This window comes from Rhizorhabdus sp. (genome assembly GCF_018006725.1).
Taxonomy (GTDB): Bacteria; Pseudomonadota; Alphaproteobacteria; order Sphingomonadales; family Sphingomonadaceae; genus Rhizorhabdus.
Window position 1 is genome coordinate 1 of record NZ_JAGMXV010000384.1, and the last position, 3,407, is coordinate 3,407.

At 65.0% G+C, this 3,407-nt stretch carries 7 protein-coding genes; all 7 read left to right on the plus strand.

Annotation, left to right across the window (positions count from 1 at the left end; all coding sequences use genetic code 11):
* A partial coding sequence (locus tag KAY22_RS26445) for a hypothetical protein (protein WP_296626061.1) occupies nt 1-329 on the plus strand: 329 nt, incomplete at its 5' end.
* Between the two features lie 68 nt (nt 330-397).
* On the plus strand, nt 398-841 hold the full coding sequence (locus tag KAY22_RS26450; RefSeq protein ID WP_296626062.1) for a hypothetical protein: 444 nt from the start codon (nt 398-400) through the stop codon (nt 839-841).
* 22 nt (nt 842-863) lie between these two features.
* Entirely contained in the window at nt 864-1,427 is a 564-nt protein-coding gene (locus tag KAY22_RS26455) for a hypothetical protein (RefSeq protein ID WP_296626063.1), read from the plus strand.
* Nucleotides 1,424-2,050 carry a hypothetical protein gene (locus KAY22_RS26460; RefSeq protein ID WP_296626064.1) on the plus strand — a complete coding sequence of 209 codons (627 nt, stop codon included), beginning with the start codon at nt 1,424-1,426 and terminating at the stop codon, nt 2,048-2,050. Before KAY22_RS26455 ends, KAY22_RS26460 begins: the two co-directional genes overlap by 4 nt.
* Nucleotides 2,047-2,304 carry a hypothetical protein gene (locus tag KAY22_RS26465; RefSeq protein WP_296626065.1) on the plus strand — a complete coding sequence of 86 codons (258 nt, stop codon included), beginning with the start codon at nt 2,047-2,049 and terminating at the stop codon, nt 2,302-2,304. Before KAY22_RS26460 ends, KAY22_RS26465 begins: the two co-directional genes overlap by 4 nt.
* A gap of 582 nt (nt 2,305-2,886) precedes the next feature.
* The gene (locus KAY22_RS26470) at nt 2,887-3,252 is read left to right on the plus strand and encodes a hypothetical protein (RefSeq protein ID WP_296626066.1); all 366 of its coding nucleotides are present in this window, start codon (nt 2,887-2,889) and stop codon (nt 3,250-3,252) included.
* The gene (locus KAY22_RS26475; RefSeq protein ID WP_296626067.1) at nt 3,249-3,386 is read left to right on the plus strand and encodes a hypothetical protein; all 138 of its coding nucleotides are present in this window, start codon (nt 3,249-3,251) and stop codon (nt 3,384-3,386) included. The genes KAY22_RS26470 and KAY22_RS26475 overlap by 4 nt, the downstream gene beginning before the upstream one ends.
* The last annotated feature ends 21 nt before the right edge of the window (nt 3,387-3,407 follow it).

Sequence of the window (3,407 nt, forward strand, 5' to 3'; positions counted from 1 at the left end):
AAGTGGAAGAGCCCGATCCGTGGGGCGATGCAACTAGGCCAGTCGCCACGGTCGCGCCGAACTTCGATGCGGTGAAGGAAGGCGACACGGCCGATCTCGTCGACACGTCCGACGAGGGGCGCGAACTTGCCACGGTCGATGGCCTGCTCGCCACGGCGCGCGATCTCGAAACGCTCGATCGTCTCTGGAGGCAGAGCGATGCGTCGGTGACGTTTGCCGACGATCCCGACAACCTGTCGCGGGCGGCCGAACACTACGCCAAGCACAAGGCGCGGATCGAACGGGCCGACCTTGAGGCGGCCGGGCAGGGAGGGTTTACCTTTGGCTGACCGCCCCATTCTGTTCTCGGCGCCGATGGTGCGCGCCCTGCTGGCGGGCACCAAGACCAGAGGCGGTCATGCCGCGCTCTGATCGCGATGCACGGCTGGAATACAGCCGACAAATCTATGAGGAACGCGGGGACAAGATACGCGCTGCCGCGACGGCGCACTATGCAGCCAATGGCGATCGCATTCGAGCCGCGCGCGCGGGCAAGCGCACCGATGAAACGCGGCGCACCGCCTCGGAAAGGCAGAAGGCTCGCTATCGGGCGCTTCGCCTAGAGATCGTCGCGGCCTACGGAGGAAAGTGCCAGTGCTGCGGCGAGACTGAGATCGCCTTCCTCGAACTCGATCACGCCAACGACAACGGCTCCGCGCATCGCCGAGAGATCGGACGAGGCGCACATCGCACCTACAAGTGGGTGAAGGATCACGGTTTCCCGTCAGACTTTCGCCTGCTCTGCGCAAACTGCAACCAAGGCCGCCAACGAAACGGCGGGGTGTGTCCCCATGTCCGATAGACCGATACTCTTCAGCGCGCCCATGATCCGGGCGCTTTTGGCAGGGACGAAAACCCAAACTCGCCGCCTGCACAAGGTGCCCGATGCTCTCGCGCATCTCGCCGGCAGTGTGGCACCGCGCTTCAAGGTCGGTGACCGCCTGTGGGTGCGAGAGAGTTTCCGCCTCGGCGCGGAGCATGACGCCGGGCCGCCAGCGGCAGTGCTGCCGAGCGACGTTGCTTGGAAGGAAGCGGACGGCGCCGCCCCCAAATGGACCGGCAAGCTGCGCCCCGGTATCCACATGCCCCGGTGGGCCTCCCGCCTCACCCTGCACGTCACTGAGGTTCGGGTGCAGCGGTTGCAGGAGATCAGCGTGCAGGACGCCATCGACGAAGGCATAGAGCCGCTGCCTTCGGGCGAGTATCGAGACTACGCCGATACCGGATACGTGCCGGGGGTTGCGCCGCCATACGACGCACGGGGGAGCTACGCGACCCTATGGGCATCCATCAACGGCGTCGAATCGTGGGCGGCGAACCCTTGGGTGGTCGCCGTCTCCTTCTTGGTCGAGAAAGCGAACATCGAGCGGGCGAGTCGGGCGGAATGAGCAAGCTGAAGATTGACCTTCGGCTTTCCGAGGACAAGACAACGTTCCGGCCGCTCGATCCCTACAGCCGGGAGAAAACCCACGCGCTGAAGCCGGGCGGCGACTATACGGTGACGGTCGCCTCGAAACGCGATCTCGATCAGAACCGCGCCTATCGCGCCGGGCTCGCGTGGGCTGTCGAGAACATCGAGCAGATCGGCGACAAGTACCCGACCAGCGAGCACCTGCACAAAGCCCTGCTGATCCAGCTTGGCTACTTCAGCGAGGTGCCGTTCATCACGCTGCGCGACGAGCCGGTCACCGACCGCATGATCGCCGAGGGGCTGGCCGAACTCCTGCGGCGGAAGTTCATCACGTCGAACACCGCGCCCGCCGTGGCCGAGATACTGCCGGCGCTCTACAACGCCATGCGCCGCGAGGGGCCGCACTACGGGCTCAACATCGTGCCCGACTCGACATCGTTCGATGCGATGGATGGTGAGACGTTCCAACTTTTCTACGATAGAGCGCGCATCCTCGTAATGCAGTGGTGCGGTCGCGATCCGTGGGAAGAATCGGCAGAACTACATAAGGCGGCGAAAGCTGCAAAGAGTTTGGCGGTGGCTCGGAGGCGATGGGAATGAAGCGCATCGATTTACGTGGGCAGCGATTTGGTCGGCTTGTAGTCTTGGACGCGGAGCCCGTCGGCGCTTACGAGAAGGGCCACGGCAGCGGCATCAAGCGCGGCGGCAACGGGCACTATGTGAGAAAATACGGATATCCCGAACCGAACGAGCAGCCCGAGCCCGTCGTGCCTATCGAGGAGCGGGAGCGTACTCCGCGGTTGCCGACACTCGGATTTCTTGAGCGGCGATTCCCGTGGGAGCGGCAGAAGTGAGGTCCGTCCGCCACGAGTTCTCAGCCCGCACCAAGAAGGCCGCAAATTTGCGCGCTGGCGGCCGATGCGAGGCCCGTGGCGCAATCTACGGGCTGGAGCCCGGAGCCCGCTGTACGGCCATCCTTGGCGCGGGAAACCGCGAACACGATCACTGGCCTCTGGCGGCCGACATTGAGGGCAGCGACACGCTAGAAAACTGCGTCACGTGCTGCCGCCGCTGCCACGCCTACAAAACAGCGAACTACGACATTCCGATGCGGGCAAAGAGCAAGCGGGTACGTCGTCGCGCCGGCCTCGATCCCGACACGCGGAAGCACAAGCCGAGGCCCATCCGCAGCGCGCCGTTTCGTCACGGCCCGAAACAGCGCATTCCATCCCGACCGTTCCCGAAGAGATGAGGCAACAATGACCGCGCCGCCAGAGTCCGACCAATGACCAGCCATCCGCACGATCGCGTGCGCGTTCGCAAACTCGCGCCGGGACGGCCACGCACGCCAGGCCCGGTGAAATTGCCAATTTTCACAATTCAGCAACGAGGCCCCGATGAGCAGGAAGCCGCTACAGCACAGCCAGTCTCTCGCGATGGCGATCGAAGAGCAGCGGGCAAAGACCGATACCCGCCAGATACTCACCCGGTCGCAGGCGAAACTCGCCGATGAACTGAAGAACCTCGCCGCGCTCGAAAGCGAGAAGGCCGGCATCAGCACCGACCTGGCCTCGACGCGGGCCAACCTGCTCGCGCTCACGAAACTCTATGACCGGCTGGAAGGTGAAGAGCGCGACATCGACGTGCTGATCCGGGCCTCGCGCGATGCGGTGCATGCGCTGCGCTCCGAGGGCATCGAGGTGCCGGTTGAGGCTCCCCTGTCGGCGCCGACGCCGGCCGATGCCGTCATCAGCGAAGGCATGCGGGCCGCGCTGGCCCCGCTCGGCGGTGCGGGCAAATGAGCGTGGTGGAAGCCATCGCCCGGCTCAATCGCCTGATGCAGCGCATACGCCAGCGGCAGCCGCGCGTGCGCGTGGCGCTCGACGTGTGGACGCCCTCGGGCACCCGCGCCGTTAGAATTTCAACCGGCCCGTAGGAGGGGCAACGACGATGGCTA

Excerpts from the sequence above, each read along its gene's own strand:
- KAY22_RS26470 (WP_296626066.1), top strand. The coding sequence starts at position 2,887 with ATGGCGATCGAAGAGCAGCGGGCAAAGACCGATACCCGCCAGATACTC.
- KAY22_RS26475 (WP_296626067.1), top strand. The coding sequence starts at position 3,249 with ATGAGCGTGGTGGAAGCCATCGCCCGGCTCAATCGCCTGATGCAGCGC.
- KAY22_RS26450 (WP_296626062.1), top strand. The coding sequence starts at position 398 with ATGCCGCGCTCTGATCGCGATGCACGGCTGGAATACAGCCGACAAATC.
- KAY22_RS26460 (WP_296626064.1), top strand. The coding sequence starts at position 1,424 with ATGAGCAAGCTGAAGATTGACCTTCGGCTTTCCGAGGACAAGACAACG.
- KAY22_RS26465 (WP_296626065.1), top strand. The coding sequence starts at position 2,047 with ATGAAGCGCATCGATTTACGTGGGCAGCGATTTGGTCGGCTTGTAGTC.
- KAY22_RS26455 (WP_296626063.1), top strand. The coding sequence starts at position 864 with ATGATCCGGGCGCTTTTGGCAGGGACGAAAACCCAAACTCGCCGCCTG.